Here is a 17,306-nt window from a genome sequence, read left to right on the forward strand (position 1 = left end):
TTTCTGCTTTTGACCTTTTCTTTTTAGGTTAAAGGCAAAAGGTCAAAGGCAAAAGGTTTTCTTTTAGCCATACAGCTTTTTGTAATCCCTCAAATAAACCTTTCACCTTTTGCCTTTATCCTTTTACCTTCCTATCCCCTTTCGCCTTTCACCTCAATCGGCTATCTTTGCCGCTCATAAATACATAAATCCATGAGTGTTTCTTTATTAGCTCAAAATTTGCATGGCTCGGAGATTATCAAGATTGCGGGCGAGATCAACGAATTAAAACGACAAGGCCAAAATATCGCCAATCTTACAATCGGCGATTTCGATTCCAATATTTATCCTATTCCAACTCCTCTAAAGGAAAAGATTATAGACGCCTATAATCATAATCAAACCAACTACCCGGCTGCTGATGGTATGCTTGATCTGCGCCAGAGTGTAAGTGGCTTTTTGAAAAGAAGTTTAGGTCTTGACTATGCACCCAACCAAATCCTGATTTCGGGAGGTTCGCGCCCGTTGATCTATTCTATATTTTTGGCGGTAGTTAACCCCGGCGAAAAAGTGGTTTTCCCTGCACCATCATGGAACAATAACCACTACAGTGATCTGTTGAATGCTGATGCGGTAATTATTCCTACCTCCCCAGACAACAATTTTATGCCTACTGCAGATGATATCCGTCCGCATTTAAAGGGAGCGGCTTTATTGGCGTTATGCTCGCCTTTAAATCCTACCGGTACCATGTTCAGCAAAAAAGATCTGGAAGAGATCTGTGATCTTGTAATTGCCGAAAACAAGAGCCGCGCGGCCGGTGAAAAACCATTGTATTTATTATATGATCAAATCTACTCACAATTAACTTTTGGTGAGCATAAACATTACGATCCGGTAACGCTTCGTCCGGAGTTAAAAGATTACACCATTTTCGTTGATGGCGGTTCAAAATGTTTTGCAGCAACTGGTGTACGTGTAGGCTGGGGTTTCGGGCCGGAGCTGGTTATCGAAAATATGAAAGCGATTGTAGGCCACATGGGTGCCTGGTCGCCAAAGCCTGAACAGATGGCTATGGCCAAATTTTTAACTGATGAGGCTGATGTAAACAGTTATCTTGATGACTTAAAGGGAAAGATCCAGGCAAGCCTTACTGCCCTGCACGAAGGTTTCCAGGAAATGAAAGCCAGCGGTTTAAATGTAGACTCGATTGAACCTATGGGCGCTATCTATCTTACACTTAAAATAGATTACAGCGGTAAAACTACTCCCGATGGCAAAGTGCTAAGAGATTCGGCAGATATTAACTTTTATTTGATTAAAGAAGCAGGAGCAGCATTTGTTCCATTCTCCGCCTTTGGTACAGGTGATGAAGTGAACTGGTTCAGGGCATCGGTTGGTGCAACCCCGCTTCATGAAATTGAGGCCTTGATACCAAGGGTGAAAGCGGCGCTGAGCAAGTTAAAATAGTTCAAGTACTACTTCTACTTCTTGCGCTCGTTATAAACGAGCACAAGAGTATGTTGAAAAAAGAAAAAGCGATGAGCATTAATTACTCATCGCTTTTTCTTTTAAAGCCCTCGCCCTTTAGGGGAGGGCTTGGGAAAGGCATTTACCCCAATATTTCCTTAATATCCTCTGCCGTAAGTGATTTAATAAAGCTTTCTTCGGTAGTGATCAACGCCCTTGACAGGCTGAGTTTGCGCTGCTGCAGGGCCAGGATCTTTTCTTCAACCGAATCTTTGGTGATGAATTTATAGATGAAAACGTTTTTGGTTTGCCCGATACGATGTGTGCGGTCAATGGCCTGCTGCTCAACAGCCGGGTTCCACCATGGATCGAGAATAAACACATAATCGGCTTCGGTAAGGTTAAGACCTACGCCCCCCGCTTTTATCGAGATCAGGAACACACGCGTTTTTTCATCCTCCTGGAATTGTTTAACCACGTCGCCCCGGTTTTGCGTAGCGCCGTCCAGGTAGACGTAAGGAATACCAATGCGCTCAAAATGCTCGCGGTAAATGCTCAGCTGTTTTACAAACTGCGAAAATATGAGCACTTTATGCCCACCGTCAAGCACGTTGCCTAAGGTATGAACCACATCTTCAAATTTACCGCTGTCGCCTTCATAATCCTTATCGATCATGATCGGATGGTTGGCAATTTGTCTTAGCTTGATCAAGCCCTGTAGTACCTGGATCTGTGTTTTAGCAAACGTGCCATCTTCCAGGCTTTTCAGCAACTCATTCCGGTATTCGGATTTTACCTCTTCATAAACCGACGACTGCTCTTCTGTCATCTGGCAGTAGAAAAGATTTTCAGTTTTGGGTGGTAATTCTGTTGCTACCTGCTCTTTGGTGCGGCGTAACACAAAAGGCTTAATCAGGGCCTGAAGTTTGCGGGCCTTATCTTCATCCTTTTTCTTTTCTATCGGCGCCACAAACTCGTTTTGGAAAAACTGTTGCGCGCCCAATAAACCAGGATTAATGAACGACATTTGCGTCCACAAATCGTTAACCGAATTTTCGACCGGGGTACCGCTCAAGATCAATTTAAAGCGAGACTTGAGCTGTTTAACCGCCTGGTATGATTTCGACGACGGATTTTTGATATTCTGGCTTTCGTCCAGGATCACATAATCAAAAAAGAAGCCTTTAAACATTTCGATATCAATGCGGCTGATACCATAGGTAGTGATCACCACATCGTAATTGGCAAAAACTTCGGCACTGCGGTAGCGCATAGTGCCCGTATGTACCATAAGTTTCAATTGTGGCGCGAATTTGCGGGCCTCATTAAGCCAGTTATATATCAGCGAGGTTGGCATGATCACCAGCGAAGTGGCTTTGCCTCCAGCCTCTTCCGTATCTTCCTTGTGCTTTTGCAGCAGTGATAAAGTTTGGATGGTTTTACCCAAACCCATATCATCGGCAAGGCAGCCGCCAAAGTGGTATTGCTTTAAAAAGTGGAACCAGTTATAGCCTGCTTTTTGGTACGGCCTCAAATGACCTTCAAAATTAACAGGCATCGGCGCATCCTCCAGCTCATCAAAATTAGTTAGCTTTTGCAGTTTACGGGTCATGGTAACGCTGGCCATTTCGCCTTCGGCCAAATCGGTAACGAGGCCTATATGATGACGGCGTAATTTTAACTCATTGCTGCCTTCGGTAAAGTGCAGCAGGTTACCGTATTGTGAAAACCATTTTTCGGGAATCACGGCTATCTCGCCCGATGGTAATGTAAATTCTTTTTTATGATTGAGGATATGGTTTTTTAACTGGATAAAAGGGATTCGGTAGGGGCCGAAGCTCACCATGGCGTTGATATCAAACCAGTCGTTATTTTCTGTTACTTCAAGCTCAATTTTGCTGCTGCCAAATACATAGCGTTTTTGCCCTTCGGGCTGTTCCAGCTCAAAACCCTGTTCAATAAGCTGATCATGATGTTGGTTGAGCCATTCAAAAACGGAGAACGAGCGGTCGTCATCTTCATCGTGTCCGGCAACTTCAAGGTTTTGGAACAATGATGAAGCTATTTTAAGCCCCATTTGCTCCAATTGGTGCATTTTGCCTTTTTCCCAGGTAGTTGAACGCTTGATACGGTGAAACAGATAATCATCACCGGTTTTTTCCATCCGCACAGAAATGTGCCTGCCATCGCCATAAGGAAATATATAGCCCGCATACTTAAAGGAAAGTTGCAACTGCGAAGTGCCGCCTTCAATATAAATGGGCTTAAGCACGGGGCGTGCATCATACTTTTCGGTATTGATGGTAAAACCTTCGGCATAAACATTATGCTTTTCGATAAGCGGGGCCACAAATTTTTCAAAGTATGATTGCTCCGACGATTTTGGTATAGCGATGAAACGCTTATTCAGGAAGGGCTGTAGTTTTTTACCTTCAATTTCCTTATCAAAATAATACAAGGTATCGTCGAGCAGCATCCAGGCCGGGTGATTGCAAATGATCTCGGCATTTTTAAACATGAACTCGATGCGCATACCCTGGTATTTGATGGTAGGAAAATACCTGATCTCTTCTTCACTGCGCCTGAAATGAAATAACACCGATGCCGCCTCGGTAGCCAGCTGAAGTTTGCGTTCGCCCGGATAACCTTCTTTACTCATCTGGTATACCTGCTTGCCGCAAAGTAATGACAACGCTTCAGCTATCCGTTTCTCCAGTTTTGGGCGGATCATATCGAACATCTGCTCATTGAAGATCTTGGAGAAAAACTCGAACGGGCGGATTGGTTTTTTGTAATACCTTTTGATCACATTTCCCTGCTCCATCTCCTCCAACAATTTGATCAACCTAATATCAGTTTCGTCCAAAAACTCGCAAAATTCTTTGGCGGTATTGGAAAATAAACGCTGATGGGTTAACGAAAATTCACCGTTGGGGTTAAGCTGAACAATGTGAGGCTCAATAACATACGACAGGTAGTCATGCTTGGCAATGGCATAAATAATTTGGCATGGTTTGGAACTGTCGACGCGTAACATGTGCTTCAGGGTAAAAAATTATTTGAAGCTACATCAAGAAAAAATTCAAACGTAAATAGAATTTACTGTAATTGAAAGAGTTTTATATTAAAAAAATGTTAACGCGCTGAAATTGACACGGTTTTGATAACATAAAGTGTTTTTTGCCGGATAGTCGCGTTTAATAAAGGAAAAGATAAAGATAGCCTTAATAGCGAGGTACGAAGCAATCTCCATTTAGAAGAGCAGTTCTGTGTGGCTGCTTGTACAGTTTGGGATTATTAATAATTATATAGGTATTAATGAGTTCCCTCCGGTCGGGGTGTCTTCGTTATTGTAAGTTGTTGATTTTTAAATGTGTTTTTTTGATCAATATCATAAATATGGGCGTTGCCTGCGGCCGCGCTATCCGCTCATACTGCACAGGCATTAGCCACAAGGCCGGTATCCGCTACTATCACTAACGGGGCCCAGGCACTATCGCTAAACTATTTTTATACGTCATCATGATTTTTTAACGTCCCATCAGGGTCTCTCACAGAGGATCCTGATATCTTCGCCTGGCAATGCGCATTTATTCGCTTACTTTGGCTTGCTCAACAAGTTAATGAACAACCTGTAAGCTCCGGGCACACCGGCAGGTAATTCCCTGAAAAATGCGAGTGACGTGTATATAAACCTGCCTTTGCCATAATCACCAACAATTAATGATCCGTTAAGAGGCTCCTCGCCTTTATCATGCATTTGCAAAATGGGTTTGTACTGCGGGTCGATATTGCTTACAAAATACAGTCCGCGCTCCTGGATCCAGCCGCTGAAATCATCATTGGTTATTTTGTTAGGATAGTTTAACACCGGGTTTTGAGGATCTAAAACAGTTACCTCGGCATTTTCGTTGGTAACCCTCCTGTTCACTACAGTGAACGGATACGGGCCTATTTGTTTTACAACAATACCATTGTTATTGTTGTATTGCACTACCAGGTTGCCGCCATTTTTTACATAAGCCATTAGTTTTGCCTGCTGATAAGCAAGGCGCTCATTCACATTGTAAGCCCGTACCCCGGTTACTATGGCGTCATAACCCGAAAGATCGCCATTCATCACCTCATTTTCACTTAGCAAATGTACATCATAACCTACCTGGCGCAAAGCTTCGGGCATTTGGTCGCCGGCACCGGCAATGTAGCCTATTTTTCTGCCGTTATGTTTAAGATCGAGGTAAACAAGCTTTGTTTGTGCCGGCGGAAATAGGGTAATAGCTGGTACGTGATCATACCTGATACGGCGAAGGCTAAGTGAAAATGGTTGGCCGTTAGCGTTAACCACTGCTTCCAGATCGGTAGTCTTAGTTTTAGTATCAGTTGGGGTAACCGTAAATGCTACTGACCATTCCTCATTTTTATCCTTATCGGTGAAGTCAATTTTTTCGGGGCTTATTTTCCAACCGGCAACAGGTTTCAGGCTGATGGTTCCATTTGCTTTGGTAAAACTTTTCAGGTTTACCAATACCGTTTGTACCTGCTGTGTGCTGAAGATATAATCCTTGCCTTCGATATTGGCGGTTACCGGCGGCGTTATTTCAATAGGCTGATAAACCTCGCCCCTAACCGGGTCAACGTATTTATATATTATGCGGCGGTCAATATTAATAGGCTTCCCCTCAATGATAAACTGGAAGGTAATTTTGGGTAGATCTGGGTTTTCGGGATTGCCGGCCAAGGTGTTATCGGGGAAAGTGTAAACACCAATGGGGTGCGAGGCTGCAAGCCAGTACGGCTGCGTTAACATAGATGCGGCGGCAGTAGTTTCAAAAGTTTGCAGTTGATTAAATGGTATCTCCTTGCTTTGCAATGCTAATGCGCTATCGTTAGCATCAATGCTGTTTATCTTAACACGATAGTTAAACCTGTTGATCACCTGTGCACGTATGCTCATTTTATCGCCCAAAGCATATGTTGGCTCGGCTGCGTAAGCTTCAAACCAAAGACCGGCACAAGCTGTAATCAGGTTGTTCAGCTCTTTGGTTTTTTGTTCGCGCCAGTAGTTATCCGATATTTTCTCCACTTTCGTCAGCAATTGTACCAATGCCGGTACTGATTTTTCGGGCGCGTCACTAATAAAATTCCGGCTGATAACACCTGTTAACGTTGAGATAGCATCGCCATCTTTAACGCGCTTCCAGGTGGTATTAACGCCATCCATGAGGTCGTTTTGCGGGGCATCGCCCAAAATAGTTTTAAAAAATTCGTATGATTCGCCGCGTTGTTTGGCCGAACCAAAACCCTGCGTTTTGTGATTGCTACGGCTTTCGGCAGCTATTTCACCATAACCTTTACCCAGGATGGTATTATAAACCCCAACATTGATCTTAAACTGATCGGCCGAGGTAGTATTAATGTTGCCAAAACTAAAAGTGTTCCACATCAGGCGTTTGGCCTGCCATGGTTTTACATATTTTAACTGCTCTGGATAACGGTTTAGATCGGCGGCGGCTGTAAAAGCTTCCTGCGCTAATATAGCGGAAGAGGTATGATGCCCATGGCCCCCCTCGCCGGTTGTTGGGAAGCGGCAAATGATCACATCCGGCCTGAATTTGCGGATCACCCAAACTACATCGCCCAATACTTTTTCCTTATCCCAGATCTTTAGCGTTTCTTCCGGTCCTTTTGAAAAGCCGAAATCATTGGCGCGGGTAAAAAACTGTTCGGCGCCATCAATCCGGCGGGCAGCCAGCAATTCCTGCGTACGGATCAAACCAAGCAGCTCACTTTGCTCATTGCCTATCAGGTTTTGTCCGCCATCGCCACGGGTGAGCGACAGGTAACCGGTGCGATAATGTTTTTCCTGCGCCAGGTAAGCCAGCAGGCGGGTGTTTTCATCATCGGGATGGGCGGCAACATATAATACACTACCAAGCACATCAAGTTTTTTAAGGTTTTGTTGAATAGTGCCGAGATCGGTAGGTGGGTTGGTTTGGGCCTTTGAAAAAACAGTTGCAAACAGGAATACTGCAATGAGGTGGATACGCTTCATAGCAACAAATATATTGAAAGATAGATATTCTGTATTTCCTGTATCAATAATATAACAAAACCATTACGGTGACCATCAATCTGTTAAAGTTTTTAATGATAAATATTAAATGTTTTAACAAACACTTTTGATTTTTACAATTTTTTTAAGCATTGTCAAACAAATCTGTCATTCGATGGTAATCTTAATCAACTGATTAACTTTTTCTGCTTCAATCCGATACGCTTAATCAATCGTTTGATTAATTTTGTGCCGTTAAAACAATGGAAAAAGATAAGATAGATAAAAAGGAACATATCCTCGACGTGGCCGAAAAGGTATTCGCGGACCTGGGTTATGACGGAGCCTCCACCCGTACCATATCGGGCGAAGCCGGTGTAAACATGGCTATGCTCAATTACTATTTTGGATCAAAAGAAGGGCTTTTCCTGGCTGTTTTTGAACGCAAGATCAATTCGTTCCGTACGCTGCTGCAAAATATTAACAGCGATGGCAGCATGAATGCCTGGGATAAACTGGATAAATGTGTCGACAATTACGTTGAACGCATCATAGCCAACAACTGTTTTCAAAAACTCATTAACAGGGAAGTGTCCATGAATAAACGTGGCGACCTTACCGATAAGATCATCGAAATACTGATGGTAAATGTATATGAGGTAAAAAGGATTATGGAAGAAGGCGTAAACAGCGGCTTGTTTCATACAGATGCCGATATAGCACTGGTAATAGCTACCCTTTTTGGCACAAAAAATTACATAGTTAACATGCCGCAGCTATCATCATTAATACTGGGACATGATATTCGTGATGAAAAGTTTATGGAAAATGAACTGAAACCACGTGTTAAAACATACATGAAAAGACTTTTAAAAGCTTATTTAGTTAAAGAACATGACAACTCAAAATAACAAAACCAACCACCTTAAGCTATTAAAGCAGGTGTTACGGCCCATTTTACGCGGTAGTATCGCCCTCATAGTTTTGAGCCTGCCTTTTGCAGCCAGCGCACAAGACAGGACAATTACACTTGACGAAGCCATTAAACTCGGCCTTGAAAACAGCAAAACTTTAAAACTATCAAATTCAAAAGTTGAGCAAGCTGTTTCTCAATACAATCAGGCAAAAGACGAAGCATTGCCAACAGGTAAAGTAAGCTATGGCTATAACCGTGCCCAAATCCCGGCCAACAGACTGGCGCTGGGTTCTGAAAGCATTAACCTGCCATCGCATGCCGATGCGTATTTAGGGATCCTGAGCTTAAACCAAACCATATTTGGCGGTAATAAATTGAAATATGCCCGCCAATCTACCGATCTGCTCACCCAGGTTTCCCGCCTTGATGTTGAAAATGATAAAGACGAGGTAGTTTATGATATCATCAGTTCGTACTATAACCTTTACAAAGTGCTGCAAAGCAAAAAGGTGGTAGCTCAAAACCTTGCTACTGTTGATGTACAAATTAAACAGGCACAGCGTTTTTTTGAACAGGGTTTGGTAACCAAAAACGATGTGCTGCGCTTTCAATTACAACGCTCAAATATCGAGGTTAACGGTGTCGACCTGGAAACTAACCGTCGTATCATCAACTATAATCTTAATGTGTTGTTAGGTTTACCGGAAGGGACACAGCTAAACATCGACCAGATCACCGAAGCCGACAGGCAGGTATCTCCGTTAACTGCTTACCTTGATACAGCAATGGCCGCCCGCCCTGAGTTTAAACAATTTGCTTTACGCAGTCGCGTTGCTGAAACCAATACTAAAAGCGTTAAAGCTAATAACCTGCCAACGGTAGGCGCATCGGCTGCTGCTTATTATGTTGATGTAAGCGCCAACCCGATACCTAAAAGCGGTAATTTTATCACCCCTATATCTGTAGGATTAACCGTATCATGGAACTTCAGCTCCCTTTGGACCAACAAGAACAAAGTTACCGAGGCTAAGATCCAGGAGCAGCAGGTTGAGATCAACAAAGGCATCACTACCGACAGGATAAAAAATGAAGTGAACCAAAGCTACCAAAGCTATACCCAGGCGCTTGAAAAGGTTAAACTTTTACAAACCTCTATTGATCAGGCCGGTGAAAACAACAAGATCCTCGAATCAAAATACAAAAGCAATATAGCATCTGCAACCGATAGGGCCGATGCCGAAACCTTGCTTTACCAGGCACAGATCAATTTAGAATTGGCTAAAGCCGATGCGGGTCTGGCTTACTATACACTATTAAAATCAACAGGAAAAATCAACAAATAACAATACCAAACCTTTAAATAAAATGGCAAAGGAACAAGAAACACCGGAACAACCGAAAAAGAAAAACAAAGTTATCCCCATCATATTAGGCATTGTACTTATTGGCGGCGTAATTTTCGGTATAAAAGAATACATCTACTTTAGCAAACACATTGATACTGATGATGCCCAGATCGACGGTGATATCAGCCCTGTAGTTGCCCGCGTTGGCGGATATGTTGATTCAATTTATTTTGAAGAAAACACTCATGTAAACGTTGGTCAGCCGCTGGTTAAAATTGATGACCGCGACTATAAAGTAAAATTAGAGCAGGCTCAGGCGGCACAAGTTGGCGCAAGCGCAGGCATTAATGTAAATCAATCACAAATTTTCGCCAACGAAGCAAACTCTGCAAGCGCAAAAGCCCAGGTTTCATCAAACCTGGCCCATTTAGAAAAAGTACAGAAAGATTACGACCGTTATGCCAACCTGGTAAAAGACGGGTCGGTAACCCAGCAACAATTTGACCAGGCTAAGGCCGATTTGGATGTTGCAAAAGCTAATTACAAGGCATCGCAGGATCAGTACAAAGCAGCCGTTCAGCAAATTGGTACAACCCGCAGCCAGCTGGCTGTTACCCACACAGGTGTATCACAAAGGCAGGTTGATATTGATTACGCAAAACTGCAATTGAGTTATACGCTGGTTAAATCTCCGGCAAGTGGCTTAGCATCTAAAAAGAATGTACAGTTAGGTCAACTGGTACAGGCTGGTCAAACTTTGTTTTCCATTGTGAATGATAACAGCCTTTACATTACTGCTAACTACAAAGAGACACAGCTTACCAATATCAAAAATGGTTTAAAAGTTGAAATTGAAGTTGATGCTTATCCAGACATGAAGCTGGAAGGCCAGGTTTACAATTTTTCGCCTGCTACGGGTGCCAAATTCTCCCTGTTGCCTCCGGATAATGCTACCGGTAACTTCGTAAAAGTTGTACAGCGTGTGCCTGTAAAAATTAAAATCAACGGCACTAAAGAGGAGCTTGCAAAATTACGCCCGGGTATGAGCGTAAACGTATCTGTAATTAAAGAATAATATTATGGCTGAAACTGGCTTTAAAAAGTGGATCATCACCATTACGGTGATCACAGCTTCATTACTGGAGCTGATTGATACCACTATCGTTAACGTAGCGTTGCCTCACATACAAGGTAACCTTGGCGCAACCCTTGAGGATGTGGCCTGGGTAGTTACCGGGTATGCGGTAGCAAACGTGATCATATTGCCCATGTCGGGTTGGCTGGGCGGCCGTTTTGGGCGTAAAAACTATTTCATGGCATCTATCATAGTGTTTACCATCGTATCATTTTTATGTGGTAACGCGCACAGTATGGATGAGCTGGTATTGTTCAGGATTATTCAGGGTATTGCCGGCGGTGGTTTGATTTCGACAGCCCAGGCCATATTACTTGAAACCTGGCCTCGTGAGCAGATAGGTACTGCAACCGCGCTATTTGGTTTGGGAGCGGTTGTAGGCCCAACAGTAGGTCCAACCATTGGCGGCTGGATAGTTGAAAACTACTCATGGCCCTGGATCTTTTACGTAAATATTCCGGTGGGGGCGTTGGCGGCATTTTGTACGTACACCTTCGTGCGGGAAACACCCAAGGATGCCAAAGGCAAACCTGTTGACTGGTGGGGTATTATCTTGCTGGCTATTGCAGTAGGCAGCTTACAAACCGTACTTGAAAAAGGTGAAAGTGAAGACTGGTTTGCTAAGCCATACATCCTGGTTTTAACTATATCGGCAGTATTAGGCACCATTTTATTCATCTGGCGTGAGATGAGCACGGAGCACCCGATCGTAAATTTTAGCATCCTGCGGCACCGCAGTTTTGCCGTGGGGATGTTCACATCCTTTATACTTGGGTTTGGTTTGTATGGCTCGGTGTTCGTGTTCCCGGTGTTTTGTCAAAATCTGCTTGGCTTTAACGCCCAGCAAACCGGTGAGCTGTTGTTCCCCGGTGGTTTATGTACCATTGTGATGATGCCATTTATAGGCAAAATGCTAAATAAGGGCATACCAGCCCAGTTTATGGCTACTGCGGGCATGTTCCTTTTTTATGTATTTACACATATGTTAAGCAATTCGACACTGGCTACAGGCGAAAAGGATGTGTTAATACCGTTATTAATCCGTGGTGTGGGTATGGCTTTATTATTTGTGCCGCTTACTACGTTGGCCATGGCAGATTTGAAGGGCCCTGAGTTAGGTCAGGGATCGGGCTTGAACAATATGATGCGCCAGTTGGGTGGTTCTTTCGGGATAGCTACATTAACCACCCTCATCCATATACGCCAGGGTGTGCACCGCAATAATCTGCTTGTAAATATCAATCCGTATAACAATCCGTTTAATGACCGTTTGCACATGCTTACCCAGGGATTTATGGCCAAAGGCAAATCAATGATTGATGCCACCCATATGGCATATCAGGCTATCGAAGGTATGGTTACCAGGCAAACATTGTTGTTAACGTATGACGATGCTTATTGGATATCGGGATTGGTGATGTTATTTTCGATACCGTTGCTTTACCTGCAGCCGTTCAAAAAGCTGAAAGCTGTTGCGGATTCGCACTAAAACAATAAAAGCCGTTCCACTATTACCGGAACGGCTTTCCCCAAAAAAAATTAACAATTAAAATTTAAGTAACTCCTCCCGCATAAACAACATATTTGAATATTGCGACCGGGGTTTGTTTAATCTTAAGGTATAAATTTACTGGATTTTAATTAATAAACGCAAATTTTATTGGGCAATAAAATACTATTTATGAAAAAGGCATGAAATTTTATTGTTTCATGCCTTTTTCATTGTTAAAATAAGTTAAGCTTGTTAAAATATAACTTTACCTGTAGCTGTAGTTAATGATGCTATACGTACGGCATCAAAAATACGCTCCTCGGTAGTGCCCAATTTTATAAGCGAATCCTCATGTGCGTTCACACACATCTCGCAACCATTAATGGCTGATACTGCTAAACTGGCCAGTTCAAAAAACTCTTTACCGGTTACCGGTTTCATCATTAACTGCATACGGATCCGTGCTGGGATTTGGGTGTACTTTTCCTTTTGGGTAAAATGCCTGAAACGGTAAAATACGTTGTTTGATGCCAGCAATGAGGCGCAACCTACAGCTTCGGCAATTTCGGCATCAGTAGCCTCCTGTTCTTTAGCGTATTTGGTAAAGAAGTTGGTAAGCGGAACGTTGTTATTGTTTACAGCAGTAGCCAAACCCAGCAAGGCGCATTCTTTATTAGTTAAATGTGCTGAGGTAAGGGTGCTGGTAAAGTTCAGCTTAAGGTCGCGCAGGTAACGTGATTCGCCTGTTTCTAAAAGGCTCAGGCTGGCTGTGCGATAATTTTTATCTAATCCGATACTTTCAAGTATCTCCTGGATCACTTCGGTACTTTCGTTCATTTTTTTTGGGGTTAATTTTTATTGTAGAGACGCATCACATGCGTCTCCCACATGAAAATCGATATCGCTAAGCAGGTTGCGTGTCCTGGAGGGAGACGCATGTGATGCGTCTCTACTAAAACAACTTCAGCTTTAGGCTTTTAGCCTTTCGTCTTCGATCTTTCTTCAGCTTAAAAAAGGGTGTAAAAAATCCCCGCACCGGATACAGTACGGGGACAATTATCTGTTATACGATTATACAGTTAAAGTTTCCTGACCTTTTTCCCAGTTGCAAGGGCAAAGCTCGTCGGTTTGTAAACCGTCAAGTACGCGTAATACTTCTTTCACGTTACGGCCAACGCTCAGGTCGTTAACTGATACCCAGCGGATGATACCTTGTGGGTCGATGATGAAAGTAGCACGGTAAGCAATTTTTTCAGTTGGCTCTAAAATACCCAAATCTTCAGCTAATGATTTTGAAGTATCAGCAAGCATAGGGAATTTCAAATCACGCAAATCGTCGTGATCTCTTCTCCATGCAGCGTGAACAAACTCAGAGTCGGTAGAAGCACCGATCAAACGGGTTTCGCGGTCGCGGAATTCGCCAAAGTTTTTGTTGAATTCGGCAATTTCAGTAGGGCAAACAAAAGTGAAGTCTTTTGGCCACCAGAACATTACAGTCCAAACGTTATCATCGTTGGTTAAATACTCAGAAGTAAGGGTTTCAAACTCTTTACCTTTTTCAAGGCTTACTACTGCTGTTTTAGAAAATTCGGGGAATTTTTGTCCTATGGTTAACATATTTTGATATTTCTTTTAATGTTTATGCAAATATAGAAATTTAAAACCGCCCCCTGAATACTTATAATTGATGTTATATAGATTTTAACTATATAGTTATTACGTAATATAAGTAATATTTATTGGCCTAATTTTAAGGATTTTGGCTCGTTTTTACTATTTCAAAAAATAGCTTACCTTGGTTGTATGAAAACCAAACCTGTTATAATCATTACGGTAACTGTAGTTATTTTAGCTATAAGCGGATACTTCTTATTGAAAGGGAAGGGTGCTTCCTCTCCAAAACAGGGCGATATAACCCAGTTCCTGAAAAATTTCAATCAACAATTAATTAAGGGTAATCGTGACTCCTTACTCGCATATTTCCAGGATAAGCAAAACAGTGAACCTATCAGCCGTTTAATTGCGGCATTGATCAACAAAGCTGATGACCCTGAAACCTCGTTTAAGCTTGAGTTGAATGTTGATCAAAGCACGATCACCTTTACGAACCCCGAACTTGCGGTTGCAGTGGTACCGGTAACATTTAGTGGTGATCATCTCAGCAGCAGACTAAGTAGTTTGACGTTCACTATTGAAAAAGAAGAGAATAACAAATACAAAATTTACCAGGTTGATGGCACCAGTTTCATGACTGATTATATAGCTTATAAAAGCAGTGCCTGGCAAAAAAATTACAGTGATAAAGAGATTTACAGCCCGGTAACTTTAAAGGCTTTCGCCGATGTTAATAACCTAAAGACCAAATACGATAGCATAATCTGGTTTAGCCACATTAAAGATCAAACCTATTTTTATGTGGTAAAAGGCAAATGGGATTTTTCAGAACAATTTCAGCAGGAAAAAGATACCGCTAAAACCTATAAAATGGGATTGGTAAGTCCTGATTACAAAGAGATAATTCCGGCCGAATACGATCTTGTATATACCATAGGCGGCACTTTTCCTAACCTTGTTGAAGTAGAAAAAGGCCACAAACGCGGCTTCTATGACCTTAGCGGCAAAGTAGTATTACCTGTGGAATATGACCAGATATTCCCTCTGAACGATGCTGAAAACGTTGCAGCTATTAGGAAGGGCGATGATTATTTTTGGCTGAAAAGCGATTATACGGTTTCGGAAAAGGCGGATATTCACGTGAAGGATATTTTCGGTAAACTTAAGCAACCGGCTTCGTTCACTCTAAATCAAAGTCCGGCAGGCGGGATTACCGAGTTTAATTCAAGGGAGCAGCATGGAGCTATTTACATTCCTCCTTCATACCTTGATGATCTGCATTTAATTTCAGGAATTAAACAATTTAAAAATCCGCTGCGAAACCATGTTTATTTTGAAGAGTCAAGCAGTCGGTACATTGTAAAAGCCAAAGCTTTGCCTGTAAACAGCTCAGCAACAGGTAGCGATAATTGGATCCAAAGTGCTTATTACTCCATCCGCGATTACTTTATAGGCGGCCGGGCGGAATTTTATGACAGCAACAATATGGTGCTTATTGATAACAAGAATAATAAGCTGTATGGTTACCGGATCAATACCGATATTAATACTGAAGAAGGTGGCGGCGAATTCAGCGGCCGTTGCAATGAGTTTAACATCAATGCGCTGAGCGATTCGTTACTGGAGGTTAAAGTAACATCTGTTGGAAGTATTGAATTATATAACAACACATATCTAAATGAACTGCCAGTATTTCATCTGCTAAAGATACAAAACGGCAAGGTGGAGGAAACGATGAACACCAAAAGGGTTTTTGCATTTACTAAATTCCGTAAAATGGACAATCATTTTATTGATGGCTGTTACATTTGTTATAAGATGATCGATGGCCGATATGAAATGACCAGCAGCGGGGCAATTTCGCCAGAAGTGCTGCGATATATGAAAAACGAAATTTATGCCGATTATAATTATAAGTTTAAAGACAAACGCTGGACGGAGATGTTCGAACAACAATTTTACGGACATTATAAATCAGAAAACGTCAGCGTTCAGGATTCGCTTACCGAAATTGACAAATATAATATCCAGTGGATTGATCAGAAGCTTAAAGGATTGCCGGCAATAAAGCCTAATGTACTTGCAGCTAAATGAGCATTACAACCCGCATATTGAGATACTTTGCCTTTTTTTGGGTGTTTGTGCTTTGTGCGGGCACATTTATTCAATACTGGGATTTTAATCATGACTCCTACTTTTTGCACATCAAACAAAAGGCGGTTGAAACCGGGTGGTACCTGCCTGCTTTTTATTGTCATATTATAGGCAGCAGTGTGATCCTACTGGCCGGATTCTTTCAGTTTTCAAAAAAGGTATATAATAATAAAGCGCTGCACAGGGCATTGGGAAAATTGTATGTGTTTGGTGTGCTTTTTTTTGCTGCGCCGGGAGCCTATGTCATGACGCTTTTTATAAACCGGGGAACGGGTGTATTCATATCTTTTTTATTGCAAAACACATTGTGGGCTGCTTTTACACTGGCTGCGTTTCTGCTGATAAAAAAAGGAAGGATTGACGATCACATCAAAATGATGAACCGGAGTTATGCCCTCGCCTTCGGCGCGGTTACCCTGCGCTTTTATATCTGGCTGTTTACTGTTTTAGGTAATGGCGTAAATTTTCATAATAACTACCTCATCATTGCCTTTTTAAGCTGGGTACCTAATTTGATTTTGGCTGAAGTTATTAATAGGTATGGTAAAAGGCCGGTTGAGGTAGAGCGAGAACCGGTGTAAAACAAAAGCGTCATTGCTGTAAAGGAACAAAGCAATGCCGCTAATGCGCATTAATGCCCCCCTCTTGAGAGCATAGTCGTCAATTTAAGGAATAGTATGAAAATTTTTAAGAGCAAGAATCGGCCAACCAAACCTGACAGGGTTATTTAAACGCATAAAAGCGGAATTATTTGACCCTGGATTTCTTGATAGCCTTGCGAAAAACACGGGAGTGATCAAACGTTTAAGGAAGATAAGCGGAGCAGATCTTCTGGATACGCTGCTATTTGACAGCAATCAATCATTTAATGGCATGAGTATGCAGCTGATGTTAAGGCAGTCACTTAATATATCGAAACAGGCTTTGCATCAAAAGTATAATGAAGGGCTGACGGAGTTTATCAAAGGAGCCCTGGAGCTACTTTTAGCAATAGAATTGCCTTGTAGAGAGATACAAGGTCTTGAGATCAACATCAAGGACCTCCACCGGTCTGCCTTTCAAAAAAATAGAAATAAAACTATGAGAGCAAAAATACATAAAGTTTGCCTTTACGGGCAAACTACGTTCTGCCCTCAATCTCAAAAAAA

The 17,306-nt window shown here is 42.2% G+C and carries 11 protein-coding genes and 1 pseudogene; 8 read left to right on the forward strand and 4 right to left on the reverse strand.

Annotated elements, in window-relative coordinates; all coding sequences use genetic code 11:
* Positions 1-192: 192 nt before the first annotated feature.
* The gene (locus BLP33_RS26920; protein ID WP_090535011.1) at positions 193-1,449 is read left to right on the forward strand and encodes a pyridoxal phosphate-dependent aminotransferase; all 1,257 of its coding nucleotides are present in this window, start codon (positions 193-195) and stop codon (positions 1,447-1,449) included.
* Between the two features lie 142 nt (positions 1,450-1,591).
* Here the strand turns inward: BLP33_RS26920 and BLP33_RS26925 are convergent, their stop codons facing one another.
* Positions 1,592-4,486, reverse strand: a complete 2,895-nt coding sequence (locus BLP33_RS26925; protein ID WP_090535013.1) for a DEAD/DEAH box helicase — start codon at positions 4,484-4,486, stop codon at positions 1,592-1,594.
* A gap of 561 nt (positions 4,487-5,047) precedes the next feature.
* The gene (locus tag BLP33_RS26930) at positions 5,048-7,501 is read right to left on the reverse strand and encodes a PIG-L family deacetylase (protein WP_090535014.1); all 2,454 of its coding nucleotides are present in this window, start codon (positions 7,499-7,501) and stop codon (positions 5,048-5,050) included.
* A 263-nt stretch (positions 7,502-7,764) separates the two neighbouring features.
* Between BLP33_RS26930 and BLP33_RS26935 the strand changes: the two genes are divergently transcribed.
* From BLP33_RS26935 to BLP33_RS26950, 4 genes are read left to right on the forward strand one after another with little or no spacing between them, the layout of a single operon-like run.
* Positions 7,765-8,412, forward strand: coding sequence for a TetR/AcrR family transcriptional regulator (locus tag BLP33_RS26935; protein ID WP_090535016.1), 648 nt, complete (start codon positions 7,765-7,767; stop codon positions 8,410-8,412).
* Positions 8,396-9,760 (forward strand): TolC family protein, encoded by a 1,365-nt coding sequence (locus tag BLP33_RS26940; RefSeq protein ID WP_090535017.1) that lies wholly within the window; start codon positions 8,396-8,398, stop codon positions 9,758-9,760. Before BLP33_RS26935 ends, BLP33_RS26940 begins: the two co-directional genes overlap by 17 nt.
* A 22-nt stretch (positions 9,761-9,782) precedes the next feature.
* Entirely contained in the window at positions 9,783-10,838 is a 1,056-nt protein-coding gene (locus BLP33_RS26945) for an HlyD family secretion protein (RefSeq protein WP_090535019.1), read from the forward strand.
* 4 nt (positions 10,839-10,842) lie between these two features.
* Entirely contained in the window at positions 10,843-12,387 is a 1,545-nt protein-coding gene (locus BLP33_RS26950) for a DHA2 family efflux MFS transporter permease subunit (RefSeq protein WP_090535020.1), read from the forward strand.
* Positions 12,388-12,642: 255 nt separating this feature from the next.
* On the opposite strand, the gene BLP33_RS26955 is transcribed toward BLP33_RS26950, so the two are convergent.
* Together BLP33_RS26955 and BLP33_RS26960 are read right to left on the reverse strand one after the other, a co-directional pair.
* Complete coding sequence (locus BLP33_RS26955; RefSeq protein ID WP_090535022.1) at positions 12,643-13,227, reverse strand: carboxymuconolactone decarboxylase family protein; 585 nt, start codon at positions 13,225-13,227, stop codon at positions 12,643-12,645.
* A gap of 234 nt (positions 13,228-13,461) precedes the next feature.
* Entirely contained in the window at positions 13,462-14,007 is a 546-nt protein-coding gene (locus tag BLP33_RS26960) for a peroxiredoxin (protein ID WP_090535023.1), read from the reverse strand.
* A gap of 186 nt (positions 14,008-14,193) precedes the next feature.
* On the opposite strand from BLP33_RS26960, the gene BLP33_RS26965 reads away from it, so the two are divergent.
* From BLP33_RS26965 to BLP33_RS27690, 3 genes and pseudogenes are all read left to right on the forward strand, one after another.
* Positions 14,194-16,098, forward strand: a complete 1,905-nt coding sequence (locus BLP33_RS26965) for a YARHG domain-containing protein (RefSeq protein ID WP_090535025.1) — start codon at positions 14,194-14,196, stop codon at positions 16,096-16,098.
* Positions 16,095-16,739, forward strand: a complete 645-nt coding sequence (locus BLP33_RS26970; RefSeq protein WP_090535026.1) for a DUF2306 domain-containing protein — start codon at positions 16,095-16,097, stop codon at positions 16,737-16,739. The genes BLP33_RS26965 and BLP33_RS26970 overlap by 4 nt, the downstream gene beginning before the upstream one ends.
* Before the next feature lie 211 nt (positions 16,740-16,950).
* Positions 16,951-17,306 (forward strand): annotated as a pseudogene (locus tag BLP33_RS27690) (hypothetical protein); the annotation flags it as partial.

Origin of the sequence: Mucilaginibacter sp. NFR10 (assembly GCF_900100445.1) — a bacterium.
GTDB classification, from domain to species: domain Bacteria; phylum Bacteroidota; class Bacteroidia; order Sphingobacteriales; family Sphingobacteriaceae; genus Mucilaginibacter; species Mucilaginibacter rubeus.